This window comes from uncultured Dysgonomonas sp., from assembly GCF_900079725.1.
Lineage (GTDB): Bacteria > Bacteroidota > Bacteroidia > Bacteroidales > Dysgonomonadaceae > Dysgonomonas.
This window is the reverse complement of record NZ_LT599032.1, coordinates 3,990,297-4,009,939: the sequence shown is the minus strand read 5'-3', so window position 1 is coordinate 4,009,939 and position 19,643 is coordinate 3,990,297. Positions and strand designations below refer to the sequence as shown.

16 protein-coding genes are annotated in these 19,643 nt (G+C 41.2%); 4 read left to right on the top strand and 12 right to left on the bottom strand.

Annotated elements, in window-relative coordinates:
• Positions 1-584: 584 nt before the first annotated feature.
• The 11 genes from QZL88_RS16455 to QZL88_RS16405 all read right to left on the bottom strand — a co-directional run bounded on the left by QZL88_RS16455 (position 585) and on the right by QZL88_RS16405 (position 12,775).
• Complete coding sequence (locus tag QZL88_RS16455) at positions 585-1,874, bottom strand: amidohydrolase (protein ID WP_296942893.1); 1,290 nt, start codon at positions 1,872-1,874, stop codon at positions 585-587.
• Positions 1,875-1,880: 6 nt separating this feature from the next.
• Positions 1,881-3,101, bottom strand: coding sequence for an Nramp family divalent metal transporter (locus QZL88_RS16450; protein ID WP_296942891.1), 1,221 nt, complete (start codon positions 3,099-3,101; stop codon positions 1,881-1,883).
• 14 nt (positions 3,102-3,115) lie between these two features.
• Entirely contained in the window at positions 3,116-4,183 is a 1,068-nt protein-coding gene (locus QZL88_RS16445; protein WP_296942889.1) for a dihydrodipicolinate synthase family protein, read from the bottom strand.
• Between the two features lie 316 nt (positions 4,184-4,499).
• The gene (locus QZL88_RS16440; RefSeq protein ID WP_296942887.1) at positions 4,500-4,754 is read right to left on the bottom strand and encodes a hypothetical protein; all 255 of its coding nucleotides are present in this window, start codon (positions 4,752-4,754) and stop codon (positions 4,500-4,502) included.
• A gap of 23 nt (positions 4,755-4,777) precedes the next feature.
• On the bottom strand, positions 4,778-5,806 hold the full coding sequence (locus QZL88_RS16435) for an epimerase (protein WP_296942885.1): 1,029 nt from the start codon (positions 5,804-5,806) through the stop codon (positions 4,778-4,780).
• 19 nt (positions 5,807-5,825) lie between these two features.
• Positions 5,826-7,019: a hypothetical protein gene (locus tag QZL88_RS16430; RefSeq protein ID WP_296942883.1), complete on the bottom strand. Its 1,194-nt coding sequence runs from the start codon at positions 7,017-7,019 to the stop codon at positions 5,826-5,828.
• Complete coding sequence (locus tag QZL88_RS16425) at positions 7,016-7,282, bottom strand: hypothetical protein (protein ID WP_296942881.1); 267 nt, start codon at positions 7,280-7,282, stop codon at positions 7,016-7,018. The genes QZL88_RS16430 and QZL88_RS16425 overlap by 4 nt, the downstream gene beginning before the upstream one ends.
• 11 nt (positions 7,283-7,293) lie before the next feature.
• A complete protein-coding gene (locus QZL88_RS16420; protein WP_296942879.1) occupies positions 7,294-8,598 on the bottom strand; it encodes a Gfo/Idh/MocA family oxidoreductase in 1,305 nt (434 codons plus the stop codon).
• Between the two features lie 38 nt (positions 8,599-8,636).
• A complete protein-coding gene (locus QZL88_RS16415) occupies positions 8,637-10,040 on the bottom strand; it encodes a putative oxidoreductase C-terminal domain-containing protein (RefSeq protein WP_296942877.1) in 1,404 nt (467 codons plus the stop codon).
• A gap of 1 nt (position 10,041) precedes the next feature.
• Positions 10,042-11,376 carry a sugar MFS transporter gene (locus tag QZL88_RS16410; protein WP_296942874.1) on the bottom strand — a complete coding sequence of 445 codons (1,335 nt, stop codon included), beginning with the start codon at positions 11,374-11,376 and terminating at the stop codon, positions 10,042-10,044.
• 58 nt (positions 11,377-11,434) lie between these two features.
• Positions 11,435-12,775, bottom strand: a complete 1,341-nt coding sequence (locus QZL88_RS16405; RefSeq protein WP_296942872.1) for a Gfo/Idh/MocA family oxidoreductase — start codon at positions 12,773-12,775, stop codon at positions 11,435-11,437.
• 870 nt (positions 12,776-13,645) lie between these two features.
• On the opposite strand from QZL88_RS16405, the gene QZL88_RS16400 reads away from it, so the two are divergent.
• The 4 genes from QZL88_RS16400 (at position 13,646) to QZL88_RS16385 (ending at position 18,430) form a co-directional block, all read left to right on the top strand.
• The gene (locus QZL88_RS16400) at positions 13,646-14,800 is read left to right on the top strand and encodes a DNA-binding transcriptional regulator (RefSeq protein WP_296942870.1); all 1,155 of its coding nucleotides are present in this window, start codon (positions 13,646-13,648) and stop codon (positions 14,798-14,800) included.
• A 601-nt stretch (positions 14,801-15,401) separates the two neighbouring features.
• Positions 15,402-16,607: an N-acetylglucosamine-6-phosphate deacetylase gene (nagA, locus tag QZL88_RS16395; RefSeq protein ID WP_296942868.1), complete on the top strand. Its 1,206-nt coding sequence runs from the start codon at positions 15,402-15,404 to the stop codon at positions 16,605-16,607.
• On the top strand, positions 16,604-17,362 hold the full coding sequence (locus tag QZL88_RS16390) for a glucosamine-6-phosphate deaminase (protein ID WP_296942866.1): 759 nt from the start codon (positions 16,604-16,606) through the stop codon (positions 17,360-17,362). Before nagA ends, QZL88_RS16390 begins: the two co-directional genes overlap by 4 nt.
• A 57-nt stretch (positions 17,363-17,419) precedes the next feature.
• Positions 17,420-18,430: a Gfo/Idh/MocA family oxidoreductase gene (locus QZL88_RS16385; protein WP_296942863.1), complete on the top strand. Its 1,011-nt coding sequence runs from the start codon at positions 17,420-17,422 to the stop codon at positions 18,428-18,430.
• Positions 18,431-18,557: 127 nt separating this feature from the next.
• On the opposite strand, the gene QZL88_RS16380 is transcribed toward QZL88_RS16385, so the two are convergent.
• Positions 18,558-19,607, bottom strand: coding sequence for a nucleoside hydrolase (locus QZL88_RS16380; protein ID WP_296942861.1), 1,050 nt, complete (start codon positions 19,605-19,607; stop codon positions 18,558-18,560).
• Positions 19,608-19,643: the final 36 nt, after the last annotated feature.

Sequence of the window (19,643 nt, the reverse complement as noted above, 5' to 3'; positions counted from 1 at the left end):
AAATTAAATGTTGGTTTTATGTATTACTATCTTTTGTCATATAATTGGGAGTTTCGGCTCAATCCTGCCGCGCCCTCCCGGGCTTGACCTTCCTTTTGGCATTGCCCAAAAGGAAGCAAAAGGCTAGCGCTAAGTTCCTCGGCGACCCAAAATCGTTTTGCCGGCTGAATCAAACAAACGGGCTATCGCCCCGTTTGATTCTACGCCGTCCGCAACGAATTGGGTGCCCCGCCTGCGTCACTAATGCGCGTCCGCTGACGCCTTCGTAAGCAAAGCCATTTGGTGAATAGATATGCGTCAGCCTGCGCCGTTAGCTTCACGGACGGGGTACCCGTAGGATGAAAAGACGAAAAAACGGAAACGTGTTTGAGCTTAGTTGCTAATTCGAATTTTGCAATCTTCGGAGCGAGTTTTTCCGTTTCGTCTTTTAGTCCGTTACGGGTCGGCCTTTGAAGCAGGGCGCTAAAGCGTTTTTGGTTCCTTTTGGGGATTTGGCCAAAAGGAACACAAGCAATTTTAATTGCGCGTAGAAAAAAATACATAAAAAAATTCAACATTTAAATTCAACCCTTGATTCACATTATTCATTTTTTATCCATCAGATGGAGATATTCTTTTTTACTCAGTTCCGGCTTATAATCTTGCAGTATGGCAGACAATGTATTATTACTCAGCAAATCAATAATTGTATTAGCAGCTATCTTTGCCGGAAGTGTTATAGCAGCGTTATAATCGACCACTTCAAAATCGGGAGAATGCAAGCCACCCTTTATACCTCCCATCATTGGCTGAATAACGGGCATAAGATGGGATAAATCACCCAGATCGGTCGAAGCCATAAAATGTCCTTTATTGTAAATCTTATCCTCAGGCAGAAAGTTTCCAGCATTGCTTACAAAAATTTCATTCAATGAATGGTTACAGATAAGAGGCATATATCCGGCGGATGTGGAGACCGACATTTTGGCGTTGAAGTTTTCCCCTGCGGAAAGGAACGCCTTATCGAATTTTGAGGAAAGTTCCTTTATCGACCGGATGGAAGCCGAACGTACATATCCCTGAAGGGCTGTATCGGAAGGAACACTGTTCACATTGTCCCCGCCTTTGGTGATAATATAATGTATGCGGCTATGATCTTCGTCACGGAAAGTATCGCGTAAAGCATTAATATTGTTTATCCCCTGAATAAGCGCATGCAAGGCATTTATTCCTTCATGGGGGGCGGCAGCGGCATGGGCTGTTTTTCCTTTGCAATGAACATCTTTCAGTTCGAATCCGTTGCCTGTCCCGTATATATGTATCGATGCTTCTTCACTGTTTGGTTCGGCATGAAGCATTATAGCGGCATCTATATCATCGAATAGTCCGAGACGGATAAACTCCTGTTTTCCGCTCAGGTATTTTATTTTATTCTCTTTCCTGAGTTGCCGCCTGTATTCCAACTGAATATACTCCTCGGCAGGGATAGCCATAAATGCAACATTTCCATCCAACTGTCCTGCTATACCGGCTTCCTTCATCGCTTTGGCTATAAGCATCAGAATACCCAATTGCAAATTATGCCCGCAGGTGTGGGTTGCCCCGTCGGCAGGCGATGCTTTAGGACTGTCTTTACATATGATGCCATCCAGTTCTCCGATAAATGCAACAGTATATTTGTTTTTTCCGGATTTTAATGAAGTTTTCAATCCCGTTAAAGCCAATCCATCTTCTACTTGATAAGAGCATCCGCGAAGGAAATCGGCTACAAGCTTAGAAGTGCGATGTTCCTGAAAGCCCAGTTCGGGATGCTGTTCTATATCTTTTACCAGCCCGATAATCTCTGCTGCATTCCGGTCTATTGCCTTTTCAACGGCTTCCTTCATCTTTTCCATAATTACTTAGTTTTGAATTAAAGCAATAAGTTGATTTACAGAAATAAATATTGCCCACGCCGTAGCAATGGTCAGAACGATATTCAGAATATGGGAATTCCGGTAGTCTCCTACCACTTTCTTGTTATTAGATAGAAACAGAATCGCTACAGCAACAATCGGCGCCCCGAATATGGTCATAGATTGCGCAAAAACAATCAGCTGAATAGGGTTGGAACCAAATATGATCGCGATAATTGTACCCAGAACTAATATGCCGGAAGCAAATACTTTTACCCAGCGGTCATTTATAGATTTACCCAGATGTAATGCTTCACACAGAAACATTCCGCCCAATGCCGCATTGGAAACGTATGACGAAAAAGATGTGGCAAACAAGCCTATAAGGAAAAGCCACTTACCGAAAGAGCCAAGAAAAGGCTCCAATTGCAGTGCCATATCAACGGCATTTTTTATAGTTAAGCCCTTAGGGTGCATAATAGCTGCTGATGTAATAATTATAATAGCTCCTAAAGCGCTCAAAATAAGAATGCCGAAAGTAGCATCTCTCAGTCCTTTCTTAAGATCTTCGGCTTTCCATTTTTTCCCTTGTACCATATATGCCTGCCCGGCAGCTCCGGCAACACTAAATGAGGTAGAGGCAACCGCTATCCACAGGGCTTTATTCGAAGGTGACGGAATAGACGGGATAAGTCCTTTAAAAAGACTTCCCCCGTCAATATCTATGAAGAAAAGGTTTCCTACGAAAGCGACTATCATTATCATTACCAGAAATATCATTGTCTTTTCCAGTAATGAATAAAAGTTGCTGGATGTCCAGATAAAAATAAGGGTGACGATCAGGAATATAACTGTCCACAAAGCAAGGCTTCCGCCAAAAAGTTCATTCAATGATATGCCTAATCCGATTGTATTGCCTGTCTGGAATCCCGAGCAACTGAAACAAACGCTGAACCCGACAAGTATAGCCACTATGCGGCCGTAATTATTTTCGATATTAGTCAATAATGATACGGGAGATACACACCCCATCTTGGCTGCAACCCGTGTCATACAGATCATAAACAAGCTGGAAACAACAATTACCCACAGCATAGAATAACCTGTAAGTGCCCCCGCATTACTGCAAACAGTAATAGTACCCGGACCTAAAACGAGTGCTGCCGTTATTAGTCCGGGACCGAACGATGAAAACAGTTGCTGAAAGAAAGGATTTTTTATCTTCATATCATTATCGTCGTTTACATTAACCACTTATTAAGATTCATCCGGATAAATTCATCGTCATTCAGATGCGGATAAGACCTGTACACTCTGGATATTTCATCTTTTTGCCCATCCGACAATACCTCTTCGGTATTCAGGCATAATACATTGGTCATAAGCCCCTGCCTGAACAAGACTTCGTGTAAGCCGGGAATACAGCCGGAAAAATTATTCCTGGAATCGAAAAATGCCGCGTTCGAATCCGTAATCTGTACGGCACGTGTCAATAATTCAGCAGGAATATCTTTTCCGGAAGCAATGATAGTATGGACTTCATCCAGAAGCTCAACAGCTTTTTGAGTCCATACGCACCAATGCCCGAGTAATCCGCCTTTTATTCTCAGACTTTTAGTCCCTTTTGTAGTCTCAACTTTATATTCGGTAAGCAAATCTATAATGATATTATCGTCATTGCCTGTGTATAGAGTTATGTCATCCTCTTTTCCGGATTCGCAAATCGCCCTGACTACATCGAAAGTTTTGTATCTATCAAAAGGAGCTGCTTTTATCCCAAGTACATTCGGAATAGAAGCAAACTCCTTCCAAAACTCAAAAGGTAACACGATTCCGCCCACCGAAGGTTGCATATAGAAACCTATAATGGGCATTATTTGGGCAATTCTTCGACAATGTTTAATAAGATCATCAAGGCAATTATTTTTCAGTGCGGAAAGGCTTACCAGTGCCGCATGATAACCTGCCGACACAGCGAAGGATGCTTCACCGACGGCCTGTTCGGTTTTTCCGCAGACGCCTGCTATTTTCAGTATTTTTTTATTCTGTAAGTCAGACCAAGAGTCTATCTCTTTGGATACAAGAGTCAGCAGGCTTTCATACATTCCGTGTTCTCGAATCTCGAATTGAGTGGAATGAACACCTATAGCTATTCCACCCACCCCGCAATCGATATAATAACGGACAAGCGCCTTCTGATACCGTTCATCCAATTTACGGCCTTTGGTCAAGGCCAAAGGAGTGGCGGGAATAACGGTTCCTTTTCGGAATGTATTTAGTAAGTCTATATCGATATCTGTGATTTTCATAGATAAGTGTTTTAGTTATGTTTGTTATTTTTAAAGTTTTATTATTTTAGTCGCCACTGTGTTTGGCTTAATTGTTCATTTTGGCATTGCCCAAAACGAACCAAAAGGCTAGTGCTCGTTCCCCGGCGACCCAAAACCGAAGCTACGGCGGAGCAAAATAATACTGACTCATCTAGTGCTCGATTATCAGATTTGTATAGCAGCTACCCCATTTTGCTCTTCGCCTCCGCTTTCGGATTGGGTACCCCGCCTTAAGAACGAAGGCACGGGAGGCTGACGCGTATTTGATCATCGAAGGGCTTCGCTTACTCGTGCGTCAGCGGACGCGCATTAGTTCCGCAGGCGGGGCACCCACACGGCACAGACGGCGTGGAAAGGGACGGGGCGATAGCCCGTTTGTCACTTTCAGCCGGCAAACCGATTGTGGGTCGCCGAGGAACGAAGCGCTAGCTTTTTGCTTCCTTTTGGGCAATGCCAAAAGGAAGGACAAGCCCGGGAGGACGCGGCAGCAATAAACTAAAGCATCCAAGTTTAAATTAAGATAGTAGCTATGTATAAAATAATAGAACATAAAACATACCATTAGTTACTTAATTAAAATTTACCGTCACCTACTTCAAAGTGAGTAGGTATATCTATATCTTTACCACCCTGCATAATCCATTCTGCTTGCATGCGGATAAGTTCTTTTGCTGTTACAGAAGGTTTGCCAAAGAGCCTGAACGATTTTGCGGCATCATTCAGATACGACCTGTCATTTTCGGTACATTTGATTATGGCCTTCTTGCCCATTATACTTGCCATCTCCTTCGCAACTTCTACCACAGAAAGTATTTCAGGGCCTGTTATATTTAAATAATTTGCAGGGGACGAACATTCACTCAATGCAAGCAATGTATAGTTATTTACATCCCCTTGCCACGAGATATTGAAATAAGCACAATCTGTCACTACCGGCTCATCATTCCATATCTTCTTTGCAATATCACATAAGACGCCATACCGCAGGTCAGTAGAATAATTGAGGCGCAAAAGCAATACCGGCGTTTTTTCTGTAAGGGAATAATATTCGAATATGCGTTCGCGTCCCAGACAGGACTGGGCATATTCTCCTACCGGGGCGGGGCGGTCAGCCTCTACAGACCCGCCTGTATCTTTAGATACTAATGAATAGACACAACCTGTGGAGAAGGCGACTATCTTCGAATCTTTGTAATGTTCGGCACAAACGGCGGGCATTAATACATTCATGGCCCATGTGTATGGTTCAGAACCCTGTGTTCCGAACTTCCGTCCGGCCATAAATATTACATTTTCCGTTTTGGGCAACGATTTCACCTGTTCCCTGTCATTCAGGTCGCAGGCAATGGTTTCAATACCATATTCTTCGAGTAACAGTCTGCCCTCATCTGATAAAAACCGGGAAACAGCATACACTTTCTTATCTACATTGGCCATTTCTATGGCTCTTTTTGCCATAAGGGATAAGGATAATCCTATCTTTCCGTTTGCTCCCAATATAGAAATATCACCGGAAAGTGTTTTAATAAAGTCAATAAGCTGGCCGGACGGTTGAGAAACTAAGTCGTTTAACTCCCGTTCATTTTGTGGTGTGTTTATCATAAATTCGTCAGTTTTTTGTCTACTTCTTTACCGTATTTGTTATTCTTACATTCACATTCTCCGGGTCGGTCAGGACATCTTTCCCTCCGGGTTTAAGCTGTGTTATCTTATTAAAATGCGAATTATGAACGGGAGCGAGAAACTCCAGGGCTATATCTGCTTTATAAGAAAGAATATCGTTCATATAGATATTATACATATTCCCGGGTTTGAAACCTTGTCCGTATTGTCCGTTCCCGTAAATACGCATGACTTTTCGCTTACCGCCTTTGGGTCCATCGCTGATATTGGAACAATAAATATTATATATCTTTGGTTGCGAAGGGAGGAGAATCATCACATGGTGTATACCCGATGTTTCAATATTGCGGCAGGTAATATCATGTATGTCTCCACCATAAGAATAATCGGAATATCTGACAGGCAAGAGAGGAAATACATATTTGTTATTGCTCCATCTCGATTCGTCAAAAGCTGCCAGAATAATGGAGTCGTCGGATGTTTCCCCTGTGATGTTCTCAATCAGTATATCCGATCCCCCTTGTATTATGCTGACTCCGTCCCCGTTTTTCACAGTGGTATGCAATTCGAGATTGCTGACATGGCCATTCTTGCATCCGTTGGTCAATACAATGCCCCAGCTATGGGTTTTCTGTACTTTCAGTCCGGATATTTCAAAACCATCTACATAAGAAAACAAGATTGTGAAATTTCTCCATCCCCAGTAATCTCCCAGCCATTTTTCCTTAACACCTGTTTTGGGATTGACTCCTTCGTAGAAATTCTCAGCACCTTCGATTACAGCTCCGTTTTTACCTACAATCCTGATATTTTTGGCAGGTAATAATTGTTTTACATAGCTATTCGGATTCTGCTCATCTATATCGAGATTACCGGAACGGATGATATTATCAAAAATCTGGTCGGCCAGTTTAATTTTACATCCGTCGACTACCATTGTTGTATTGGATGGCAGGGCGATAGCTTCCGTGATAAGGTAAACAGTATTATCTTTGAACAAGATGGTGCCACCATTACACTCTTTCAGAAAGCCAAGCGCATTAGAAATTTTTTCGGATATATTCTTTCCTTCAAAATCTTCCGGTTTGACTACAATGGATTTGTCGCCATTTTCAAGATTCTTTGATTCCCGAGCAAATGTGATACCCGGATAAAAGGAAAAAATCAGAAATGCAAACAATATCAGTCTCATTTTTCTACTGTTTTATTAGTTGATTTCTTACGGATTATACTACGGATCAGCCAGTACAACAAGCGGAAAAACAGGATTAAGAAATAGAAGCCTATACTCAAACTCAACACCCATAACAATTGTGTATACAGTTCTTTCCACTCCGTATCAAAGGCAATAATGGAATATACATTCAATAAGAAAGCAAATACAAAGCAGGCTCCCCATATGATTAACTCTGTCCGTTGCCTTTTCGCTGTTATTTTTATTTTAATATCTTTCATATTAGTGTCTATTATAAGTAAGGTATTTCGTATTCTTTAGGGAACTCAATTACAGAACGTTCTTCCATCGCTTTATTTCCCAACAGAGCCAAAACAGATGCATAATATGCTTCTTCGACAAGCATCGGCATTGATTCTCCGGTGATGACCGAGGTACAGTAAGCCGACACGAGTGCCAGTGAACCGTCATCTACAGCAGCACCTGTTGTATTAGAGCCGTCGTGCGTCTGAATGTTGTCTAAAATAGGTTCGCCCAATGCCTTAGATGCAGTTTCAGGCACCCAGCTAGGGCCGGCAAACGGTATACTGTCGAATACCTTATGTTCTATCTGATTTATCAGTTGCTGTATTCCCGGAGCCGGTTTTGGATTTTCCATATATAGCAACCCCTGGGCAAGTTCGAGTGTACCCTTGTGACCGAGTACCTGCTCATCCATTCCGTAATGCTTATTCGAGATAATGGATTCGAATGTCATACGCAAGCCGTTGGAATAATGATAAATAACGCTTACACTATCGTAAACTTCGCGACCATCTTTCCAGAAAAGAATATCACCGAAGCCTGTAATATAGTCAGGCAGGGATTTATTTACCCAAGTACCCATCTGTAGTTGATGTGATGCAAGTTCAGTCATCAAACCACCTGAAGACTCCCTGTATAAACGCCAGTTTATCTGTTTCTCCAATGATGGTTCAGGTACAGGCCTGCGCCAGTCGTTATTCCTATACCAGAAATTACGAAGTCCTACAATCTCGCCGATTGTACCGTTTTGTATGAGTTCCAGAGCTTTCAGGTATTTAGGGTCGAACAATCGTTGCAGACCAATATACAATACTTTGCCGCTCTCTTTATATACTTCATACATCTCCTTACATTCGTCCAGAGTTCTGGCCATAGACTTTTCGCAAAATACGTGCTTACCTGCTTTAAGTCCGGCAATGGAAATAGGAGCGTGCTGATTGAGAGGAGTAGAAATCAGGATACCATCGACATCGGCAGCATTAATGGCTTCATTGTAATCTTTATACTGCTTGGCTTTTGGGCATAGCTTTGCCGCATTATCCAGATGAGGCTGGTAAATGTCACATATAGCCACTATTTCAGCATGGGGAATCTGTAATAGATGATTGATATGATACATTCCTCTTGAACCCGTTCCGATAATTGCAAGCCGGGCTTTTGAACCTGCCACATCCTTTTCTTTTTTCTGGGCATATGCATGCAGGAAAGGTAAAGAAGATAACAGAAGTCCTCCCCCTCCTACTACACCCATATTCTTCAGGAAATCTCTGCGAGATAAATCTTGTGTTTTCATTGTCTATATTGTTTTTTTAATATCGTCTCTTTTTTGTCTCAATGCGCCGAATCTTTTTCTTTAGCAAGTTCGAGGGCAGTAGTTGTTATATAATATTTTACCAACATGTTAGGTACTTCCCAATCAGGCATTTCACGGGTAATAAGAAAGTTGAAATACTTCTCCGCTACTTTCGAAAAGTGTGCTTCATGCCCGTCGTCCATACTCGGAGATATTTCTATCTCCAACATGCCGTCATATGCTTCTTTGAGGGAAACGGGATAAATATTTTTCAGGTCGTTGATTGCTCTTTCAATATTCTTCCTGAAATCGCTTTCGGTAGTTTCTGCCCCTTTTTTGATATAAAGCCTGGATTTATAGTCTTGCTCTTTTCCCTGTAATACTAAGAGTACCGCTTTGGTCCCGTTAATAATTGTCTTATGCGTATCTCCGGTCCCTTCAGGTGCCTGATAATCCCATACTACTTTTATTCCGACATTCACTCCCTTTACCTGATAGCTGATCGTACCATTAGCATTGACGTATAACACAGAATCTTTTATATATTTATTCAAATAATCCGGAAACTTCTCTGCCTTTGTAGAACGGTGGAATTGTTCTAAAGTGACAGGCGTTGCCCAATGGCTGGCATCCGTTATTTTTACATCTTTCTTATAATCCAACGCAACCTCAGGGAAGCACTTCCAGTTGACAATATCAATCAGATGCGTGGTAACATCCACAATCCCTTCGCCCTGCTGCTCCACATCGTAATACCATGCAGGACGGATAAGAGGATTTCCCGATACGATTTTATAGAAATGGTGTACGCTCTCCATTTCTACGGCAGGATTTTCCGGCGTACCTTTGGTAATAGCGCCAAAGAGTTCTTTGTCCTGCATCAGCACACGGTTCAGAATATTGATAAAATTATAGCGTTCGGTCATGATATCATACAAAAGTACATCATTCTTTGCAGAAAGGATGAACGCATCCCTCAATTGCTCGAAAGAAGCTTTATCTATTGCCATCGGTTTGTCGGCAAGGACATTCAATCCTGCACCGACGGAGCGCAGGATATAATCGGTTTTCAACTGGTTATTTCCTGCCAGCACTACAACGTTCCCGCTCTTATCGGATAGCATTTTTTCGAAGAAATCATCCCCTGTATATACTTTAAGGTTCCAATATGTGGGATTATTCTCACGGGTGTTATATGAATTAATCATATCCACATAGCTATTCAGTTCGGGCCCGTTCGGAGCATATACCTGTACGTTGTAGTTGAGTTGTTTCAACATCGATTTTTGCAATAAAGCCGCATGGAAGTGTGCAGGAGCTACTGTGATCAAGCGTACTTCACCTTCCGAACCGTTAAACTTCTTACTTTTCGATTGCATATTACAAGCTGTCATTAGAATCAAAACCGGAAGAAAACAGAATATATATTTTATTTGTTTCATACTATAACTTATTTTGGAGTTTGAATGACCATGATTGAATCTTATGTCCGTATACAGCAAAGAATATCAGGTATATGTAGCATGGGATCAATACCCAGTAAGCATGTTGCAAGTCCCAGAGGTCGGCAAAAGTACCATAGACAATCGGCATGATCGCATTCCCGCTCAATCCCATAATCATCAGTGAAGATCCTATCTTTGTAAACCGCCCTAATCCTTTTATCGACAGCGGCCATATGCCTGCGTAAATAAGGGCGTTAGGTAGTCCGAGCGCACATAAGAACCAGATAGAAAGAGTACTTTCATGGCCGAGAATAACCACTTCCCTACTTACCAGGATAATAGCGAAAGACAATAATAATCCGAGTGTACAGCAAACCTGCAATGCCCTCGTTTGAGAAACATATTTGGGTATTAATACAATTCCTATTATGTAGCCGATTATTGTCGCCGTCAGAGTATAGGAAGGGAAAGCCTTGGCCTCTAAAAGGTTCATCCCCATTGAACCTGCATAACTGATAATGGTGTCGATGGCTATAATCTGTGTCCCTACATGAACGAACAGAGCGAATGCACCCAGAATAAGATATGGAAACTGAAAGATGGAAGTCCTCTTATGAGTACAATTCTCCTCTTCTTTATTATTTTCTGCCGGATCAATTTCCGGCAATACAGAATAGCGAACAAACACTCCAAACAGGAATAATAGTACGGATAAGATAGCATAAGGTTTTATTACCCTGCGAATAAGATCATCGAGCATCATATTTTTGGATGCTTCGTCCAATGTGCCGGATTCTAATAGAGTAAACAAACTACTGTCTGTAACCTTCAGTACGACGGCGGCAAAAATAAGAGGAGAAACTATACCTGCAAATTTGTTGAATATTCCCATCATACTTATCCTCTTGGCTGCGCTCTCGATAGGCCCTACAATGGTTATATACGGATTGGCTGCCGACTGGAGTATAGTCAGCCCGGCGCCGATAACAAACAATCCGGCAAGGAATATTCCATATGTACGGGTAAGAGCAGCAGGGATAAATAATGCCGCCCCTATGGCCATACAGAAGAAGCCATACATTATCCCCCGTTTGTAACCCACTTTATTTAATATATGGGCAGATGGAATAGACAGACAGAAATAAGCTATATAAAAGGCAAAAGCCACGAAGTACGATTCGAAGTGAGTCAACTCACACGCAATCTTAAAGTATGGAATAAGGATCGCATTAACCCATGAGACCAAACCGAAGATAAAGAACATCGCACCTACAATAACTATTGCAATGGTTGTATTACGTTTGTTTAATTGTTGATTGTTTATTTGACTCATGGGTATTTTTGGGTTTCAATATTTAAAGATTTCAGGATTTAAAGATTAAGGAGCTTGTTTACAGTTTCATTTCCCAACCCGGCTGATAATCGCGGCTCCAATATTTCATTGCATCGGCATCGTGTACGATACGCCCGTTGGCCGGGTCTATATTGAGCGACCGACCTACGCGCTGGGCAATATTACCTGCCTGCATCAGTACCGTACTCTTATGTCCTGAAACAATATCGGAATTTAGTTTTTCTCCTTTTCTGATACCATCAAAGAAATTGTTTATATGCAGTGCATCGAGGCTTTCGGCAGGATTCATCAGGTTGCGCGGATCTATTTCAATCTTGCTATACTGTTGTTTAACTACTTTGTTATCCATATCGAAAATCCTGTAACCGTCGCTTCCGGTAATCAGCATGCTACCCTTGTCGCCGTAGAACATAGAGCCTACACTACTTCCTTCTATGGTACGTCCATTGCAGCTACGGCCTTCCCAAGTCATGGATTTGCTTTTGCCGAATTCCATATTTATTACCTGAGTATCCGGAGTTTCCCAGTCGTCTTTGAAGAAATAACGACCTCCGGCTGAGTTCACCATCGTAGGATATTCCAGTTCCATACCCCAACGCAGTATATCGACCATATGTGTGCCGTTATTCATCGATTCGGCTGTTCCCCAGCGCCATATCCAGTGCCAGTTGTAATGTACTATATTATCCTTATAAGCTACACGTGGCGCAGGTCCTTGCCACAGGTCCCAATCGAGCCATTCGGGTACGGCAACTTCCTTGCCTACACCAATCGACGGACGGTTGTTGGTATACCATGCTTTCCCGAAGTGAACATTGCCGATAATGCCTTCTTTTATTGCCTGTATACCTTCCTGCACGTTTGGCCATGAACGTCTTTGGTTACCCATTTGCACAACACGGTTGTATTTGGCTACGGCATTGATCAATATTTCGCCTTCTTCGGGACAATAGCTACACGGCTTTTCCAGATACACATCTTTGCCTGCCTGCATTGCCATCAACGCACCGGGAGCATGCCAGTGGTCGGGTGTAGCGATAATAACCGCATCCACATCCTTCGACTCAAGGACTTTGCGCAAGTCCTTTTCACCCTTCGGTCTGTTTCCCTGAATCTTAGCTACAGCATCGGAACATTTGGCAATAGCACGGCTATCTACGTCACATATATAGGTTATCTCACAACCTTTTTGTTTCGCAAAGTTTGCAGCCAAAGCTCCGCCCCGCGAATTAACTCCGATTGCGGCAACCCGTATTTTGTCGTTTGCCCCGTTGATATTGGAATAACTTTTTGCACTTAAACCGTTTAAAACTCCCCCAAATGAAAGGGCTGATGTGCTCACAATTGCTTTTTTTATGAAATCACGTCGTGTACTCATGATAATGTGTTTTATAGAGGTTAAATTTGATTCTTAGTTACCTAAATACAAAGAAACTCTTATTTGATCCAAAACCGAACTCAAATGACGCCTTAGTATGCTCAAAAAACGTCAACATCAGCCTGTAGCACTCCAAGGCCTTTATTATCCACATATAACCAGATATTCTGATCATTACGGATACCGTTTTTCGCATTTAAGACAAATAATATTAAATTTAGCGGCAAATATGGTGATTGTCTCCACAAGCTACCAACATCCTGAATTACAATATATTTAACTACAAAACTTGTTGGTATATATAAATAGTTAAGAGCGTTATTTTTTCGTATTTTGAATTTTATGTTAATAATCTATTAATAGTATGGTATCAATATCAAGGCCAGGTCTCAGACCTATTTATTACTTTTTACCTGCGACAGCAAAAGCCAGTTATGATTATAAAATGCTGCATCAAATACTTTCTATTACTGAAGTCGTCTTGACTTTTTATTTTTTACCACAGAGTAAAAAGAATAAAAGGTGTTTTTCACTTTAATGTAGAAAAACGGATATATTATCAATAGCAAATAGTCATTATTTACATAAAACAATACTCTTTCTCTCTCTTTTTACTCTGTGTTGAAAATGTCAAGATGAGTTCCATAGTTTCGTATTTGTTACTATAGTTTAAATATCAGGTTGAGGTATATAAATAACTTTACTTAGCTTTCTGATTGGAAATATAAAAATTAAATTTGAATATTTGGGCGATTAAACAATGTTTAGATTATTTTTAAGATTTGGAACCAGCTTAAATTTTATATGTTCTATTGTACAATTAGCTTATCTACCTTAAATAAAAAAGTTTTAAACTAAACCTATCTAACTATGCTAAAGATACTTGTATTGACAGATTTTTCGAGTGGCTACAGCCGTCGGCTGTTGGAGGGTATTATTCGTTATTCGAGAGAAGTAGGACCATGGTCATTCCTGCGAATGCCTCTGTATTATCAAATGATGTATGGGGAAGCGGGGGTTGCAGACTTTGCAAAGAAATGGAAGGCAAATGCTATAATAGCACAATTGCGGGACGTTAATCTCGAGTTATTCGAAACTCTGGATATTCCTATTATCGTACAAAACTATCGCGACAGGAATAAATCCATTTCGAATCTGACAGGAGACTACTACGAAACGGGGGTTATGGCTGCGGATTTTTTTCTGGCAAAAGGCTATCGTAATTTTGCATATTATGGATATCCGAATGCGATCTGGTCTCGCGAGAGAGGATTAGGATATAAGGACAGGATTGAAAAAGCCGGATATAAATGCAAGATACTGGAAAACAAAAACCCCGACAACAAAGAATGGCTCTACAACACAGAATATATGGGAAAGTGGCTTCAGTCGCTACCTAAGCCTACTGCCCTCTTCGCTTGCGATGATTATTATGCACTGCAAATATCGGAAACCTGTAATATATATAATATCAATATACCCGACGAAGTAGCCATCCTTGGTGTAGACAACGATACATTATTATGTAACTTATCTACTCCCACTCTATCGTCTATAGTACTCGACGTAGAAAACGGCGGCTATCAGGCGGCCAGGTTACTCGACAAATATATCAAAGGAGAGATAAACGATGCCTTCAATATAGTAGTCAAACCCCTGTATATAGAAAACAGGTCGTCGACAGATAAATATGCTGTTTCGGACGAACATATAAGGACAATACTGGATTATATCAGTGAAAATTACAGCAACAAAATATCTGTGAATGATATAGTCGACATTGTTCCTTTGTCGAGAAGGGTGCTTGAGAAAAAATTTAAAGCCTTAGTGGGTACATCTATATACCAATGTGTACTGGATCATCGTATCAATCATTTTATCAAACTACTGTTAACCACCGACGAACATTTACCGGATGCTGCTATACAAGCCGGATTCGACGATTTCAAAAATGTATCGCGGATATTCCGGAAGTATAAATCCATATCGCCTGCTGAATACAGGAAATTGTATAAAAAGCAGTAAAAATTGATCGTCTCTCGCAAAGACGTGAAGTAGTAAAAACAACTGTTACTTTTTCTCAAACATTTATCTATATAACACAGATAACAAGCGTGTTATTGGGCAACAGGTTGTGATGTAAAGAAATAGTGAAAAGGTGTTACCTTTGTTACTTTTTCAAAGTAGTAAGTATTGAGTAATAAGTTGAAAGTAATATGAGATACAAGTAGACAAGACACAAGTAGACGAGTTGTTCACTGATGACTGATGACTGATATATCTGTTATTTTTGTTACTTTTTGAAAAACAGTTGCGAGTTACTTTGCCCTGCGGGCAGTTACAGAACTAAAAAGCTAACGGCTAATAGCTATCAGCTAAAAGCTGATATATCTGTTACTTTTGTTACCTTTTTGAGTTAATAGTAGCTGATAACATGCATCAGCAAGCCCTTCCCTTTAACTGAATACTGTTTGGTGAAAAGGTCAGGATTTCATGTTTCAAATGAAACTTTGACGTCTTATGAGAACAGTCATTCGCATTACAAACCATATTCTGAAAATATAAAAGCTTAATTTTGAGCTATCGTTTAATCAGTCCTAACCGATAACTAAAATCAAAACCTGAAATGAGAACTATAATAGAAAATGCTGCTTTAATCCTACCAGAAGGGATACTAAAAAACGGCTTTGTCGTATGCACCGACAGCATTATATCGCAGATAGGAGAAGGTTCTTTTGACGAATACAGCGATTCTGATGTAGTTATCGATGCTAAAGGTAACTATGTTTCTCCGGGATTTATAGATATGCATACACATGGTGCAGGAGGACATGATTTCATGGACAATACAGTGGAGGCATATCTGGGATCGGCCCGTACACATGCACGGTATGGAACAACAAGCCTTGTTCCTACTACACTGACCAGCACTACAGAAGAATTGCTGGATACATTTGCTGTATACGCACAGGCAAAAGAGCAAAATACAGATGGAGCAGACTTACTGGGATTGCATCTCGAAGGGCCTTATTTTGCCTATAATCAACGGGGCGCTCAAGATCCTAAATACCTGCGAAATCCTGAGCCGGAAGAATATAACATGATATTAGCCCACGGAGAGAAACACATTATCCGCTGGAGTATGGCGCCTGAACTGAATGGCGCTTTAGAATTGGGACGTTTGTTACGGTCGAAAGGTATTCTTGCCTCACTCGGGCATACTGACGCACTGTATGAAGAGGTTATCGAGGCATACAAGAATGGGTTCACTCATGTCACCCACCTCTATTCCTGTATGTCTACAATCACCCGCCGCAACGCCTACCGCTATGCAGGAGCCGTCGAAGCCACTTATATGATAGATGATATGAGTGTGGAAATTATTGCAGACGGAATACACCTTCCTAAGTCGCTACTCCAGTATGTATGTAAATTTAAGTCCATCGATAATATTGTATTATGTACCGATTCTATGAGAGCTGCCGGCATACCTGACGGGGAGTATATATTAGGCAGCCAGGACAAAGGACAGACGGTAATCGTTGAAGACGGTGTGGCTAAACTGACCGACCGCAGTGCTTTTGCCGGAAGCGTAGCTACTGCCGACCGGCTCGTGCGCACAATGATAGAAGTTGCCGGAATTTCTTTATTCGATGCCATAAAGATGATAACGCGTAACCCTGCCCGTATCCTCGGAGTGGATAAGACAAAAGGTTCACTTGAACCGGGAAAGGATGCCGACATTATTATCTTCGATTCTGATATTTCGGTACAAACAACAATCGTAAAAGGTAAAGTAATTTATACACAAAACAATAATCTTAAATCATGATCTTTAAAAAGAACAAGTTGACGGTAAAGATATATACCACAACCAAGGAAATGTCAGTCAATGCTGCGTTGGATGTTTCTACGCAAATAAAAGAGCTTCTCAGCCAGAAAGAACATATCAATATGATTTTTGCGGCAGCTCCTTCTCAGTCTGAATTTCTAAAAGAACTGGTTAGCTATAAAGATATAGATTGGGGTAGAATCAATGCTTTTCATCTCGATGAGTATATTAATTTGAGTGACGATGCACCACAAAGATTTGGCAATTTCCTCAAAAAAGAGATATTCGGACTATTACCGTTCCGCAATATTTACTATCTTGACGGAAATAAACCGGTTGAAGAAGAATGCAGACGTTATACAGCCTTGCTGGAGAATTATCCACCAGATATCGTATGTCTGGGCATAGGCGAAAACGGACACATCGCATTCAATGATCCTCATGTCGCAGATTTCAATGATACAGAGACGGTTAAAGCCGTTACACTGGACGAAATGTGCAGGCAGCAGCAGGTAAACGACAAGTGCTTTGCCAGAATAGAAGATGTACCGAAACAAGCATTGACATTGACGATACCCACCTTGTTATCAGCTCGGTATCTGTACTGTATAGTTCCGTTCAAATCCAAATCGCAGGCTGTTTATAATATGATAAACGGAGATATTTCAGAAGCTTGTCCGGCATCTATACTTAGGACTGAGGATGATGTTATCCTGTATCTCGATAAGGATAGCGCCTCGTTATTAGTTCAGTGAGGATAGCCAAAATAATAAATGGGTCTCAGACCTTAACCTTATAATAATTACCGCTATATGAAATCAAGAATTATAGTAATATCAATCATCTTTCTGTTTATATCAGCAGGATTGTATTCCCAAGATGTAATAAAACTCGGAATTATAGGACTGGATACATCACACTCTCCGGCATTTATCAAACTGTTGAATGATAAAAATGCCCCTGAACAGTACAGAGGATTCAAGATTGTAGCAGCTTATCCTTACGGATCGAAAACGATAGAGAGCAGTGCAAAACGCATACCCGGATATATTGAAGAGGCCGAGAATCATGGAGTAAAGATAACGTCTTCGATTGCCGAAATGCTCAAACAAGTAGACTGTGTACTCCTCGAAACCAATGATGGTAATTTGCATCTGGAGCAGGCCCTTGAAGTATTCAAAGCCGGTAAGCCTGTGTTTATAGATAAGCCGGTAGCCGCTAATCTGGCTGAAGCGATTGCAATATTCAAATTGGCAAAAAAATATAATGTACCTGTATTTTCTTCTTCCGCCCTCCGCTATTCTCCCGTAAATCAGGAAATACGCAAAGGCAATCACGGAAAAGTAATTGGAGCGGACTGCTATTCTCCCGATGCATACGAACCCAGCCATGCCGATTTCACGTGGTACGGCATCCACGGCGTGGAAACGTTGTACACCGTTATGGGAACCGGATGCACAGAGGTCAGCCGTTTATCTACAAAGGATTTCAGTGTAGTTACAGGTGTATGGGCAGACGGCAGGATAGGAACATTCCGCAGTATCCGCACAGGTCATAATTACTTCGGAGGTACGGCTTTCTGTAGTTCAAAAGTAGTACAGGCCGATGGCTATAAAGGTTATGGGGTTTTACTAGATCAGATCCTGCAATTCTTTAAGACAAAAGAAGTACCTATCGACCCTGAAGAAACGATCGAGATATTTACATTCATGGAAGCATCGAACGAAAGTAAACGGCAGAACGGATCTCCGGTACTGATGGAAAGCATTTTGGAAAAAGGGAAACTTGATGCGGAACGCATCCTGAAAAATCTAAAAGACTGATATTCTTCATCTATTGCAAACAAGTAGAAGTTATTTAATGAGTAGTTACACTTCTGAAAAGATGAAACATGAAACTGCCCGGCCGGGCAGTTTCATCTTACACAGATACTTTCGCATCTTTGATTCACTACTTAGTCCTATACTTAGCCGGTTTCTGAGTTATAAGTTCTATGAAATATTTCTTTACGACTTCAGCCTGTTCAGTAGTTACAGTCAAATAACTATGCATACCTTCAGCATCCGGAACAAAACGTGAGATTGCATTATCATCTATCTCTATCTTGCCCGGTCCCGATGAACCGAAGTAGCCTTTGTCTTTTTCCACAACATAAAGTAAGGAGGTCAAATCCCAAGTCTGCCTGTCGTATGGCATTGGCAGATATGCTTTATAACCTTCCACTAGCGGATTTACCATCCCCCAGTTGAAATCAGTCTCTATACTCTTTGATGGATAGAGGATGGCATCACCCAGTTCGTAAGGAGAAGCAACAATAGGTGTTGGCCATTCTTTCATCACTCTTTGCACAGCCGGAATATCACATTTCACATTGAATTCCTGAAAGTTCTGATCCGTGAAATGTCCCAACATAGCAGAAAGCAGAACCACTTTCTTCTTCACCAACTCTTTCCCTGTCAGCGGAGAATACTCGTCAGCAGGGCTATCAAGCAGTTGTGCAAGGTTGGTAGAAAAGCCTACAGAAACAACGTATACAGAAGCATCAGGCTGAGCAGCCAGTACTTTGCGGTACAATGCTACAGATTTAGGATATGAATCATAGTCCTTTACAGTCCGTTCAAATACAGGCTTACCATTCTCTTGCATCTGACATACCGCCCGCACAAAATTGTCTTCGTTATCGATACTGGTTCCGTTGACAACTGTACCAACAGGTATATCAGGATGTCCATACCATGTATTCATTACGTCTACATATTCAGCACAATACTGACTAACTTTGGTTGTAGGAATAGCCAGTAGATTAACTCTTCCCGCCTCTATGTATTTATATAGCATATCTAATGCCAGAGCGTCATCGACATCGTTACCCATATCGGTATCAAATATAATATTGATAGGTTCTGTATTGGCCGATTGTTGCGATGTTTCAGCTTTCTTACCAGAACAGCCAACCACGATAAATGCTATAATAGCTGTGAATAGAATTGTTTGTTTCATAATATATATTTTAAGTTTCAATAAGATATTCAGACA